General features: G+C 67.9%; 1 pseudogene. It reads left to right on the top strand.

The annotated features are described in order from the left end of the window. Positions 1–1,218: pseudogene (locus KV557_RS41825) on the top strand (hypothetical protein); the annotation flags it as partial.

Below are 1,218 nucleotides of genomic sequence, written 5' to 3'. Positions count from 1 at the left end.
TTCTACAAGGCGCCCGAGGCCGACCAGCTGTTCGCGACGACGAAGCCGGTGTCCGACCTCGGGCTGAAGCTCAGCCAGGACATCTGCACGATCTCGGGCGCGCTGGGGCAGTACTCCAAGGACGCCGCGCCGATCGCCGACAAGCTCAAGAACCTCAAGGCCCAGGCCGAGACGTTCAAGGCGATGGCCGACAAGAACCACGACTGGCGCCAGGACGACGACAAGGTCAAGGAGAACAACAACCGGCGCAACGACATCGCCGACGCCTGGACCCAGTTCCAGACGGTCGAGCGGGACGCGTACGCCAAGATCGTCGCCCTGGTCGGCGGCAAGCCGCTGCGTGTCAACGACGGCTCCAACGCCGACGACATGTACGGCTACAACGCCAAGGACCTCAAGGACTCCAAGGACCTGCCCTGGGGCAGCGCCGTCGACCGTGACATCCCCTGGTGGGACCTGCCGGACCAGGTGATCGAGTTCGGCAAGGGCGTCTTCGTCGACGGCGTCTGGGGCACCATCAAGGGCCTGGGCACCCTGGTCGGCTTCCAGGGCTGGGACGCCTGCAAGCAGGCCTGGACCGGCCTCGCCAAGCTGGGAACGGGTCTCGCCATCATGTCCATCCCCGGCGTGGGCCCGCTGTTCTTCGCCATCCCGGACAAGGACCTGCCGCCCTGGATCCGCGAGTCGCGCACCGCGATGAAGGAGACCGGCAAGGCCCTCCTCGCGTGGGACCAGTGGGGCTCGAACCCCTCCCGCGCCGCCGGCGCCGTCACGTTCAACGTGCTCACCACCGTCTTCACCGGCGGCGAGGGCGCGGCGGCGGAGGGCGCGGGCAAGGCCGGCGCGATCTCCAAGGCGCTGTCCGTCGCGGGCAAGGCCGGCAAGGTCATCGACCCGATGACGTACGTCTTCAAGGGCGCCGGCTTCGGCATCTCCAAGGTCAGCGACGTCGTCAAGGGCCTCAAGGGCATCACCGACTTCAAGATGCCCAGCATCAACCTCGACAAGGCGATCTCCCTCCCCGAGGGCGCCGTCAAGCTCCCCGACGGCTCGTTCAAGCTCCCGCCCGGCACCGAGATCCCCGAGGGCGCGATCAAGGGCGCCGACGACACCATCAAGCTGCCCGCCGGTACCAAGGAACTCCCGCCCGGCACCGTCAAGTTCGAGCACGGCGGCAAGACCGAGTACGTCGACCCGCACGGCAACGTCTACGACGAG

Origin of the sequence: Kitasatospora aureofaciens (assembly GCF_019192735.1) — a bacterium.
GTDB classification, from domain to species: Bacteria; Actinomycetota; Actinomycetes; order Streptomycetales; family Streptomycetaceae; genus Kitasatospora; species Kitasatospora aureofaciens_A.
The sequence above is the reverse complement of the archived record's forward strand: the minus strand, read 5'-3'. Positions and strand labels throughout refer to the sequence as shown.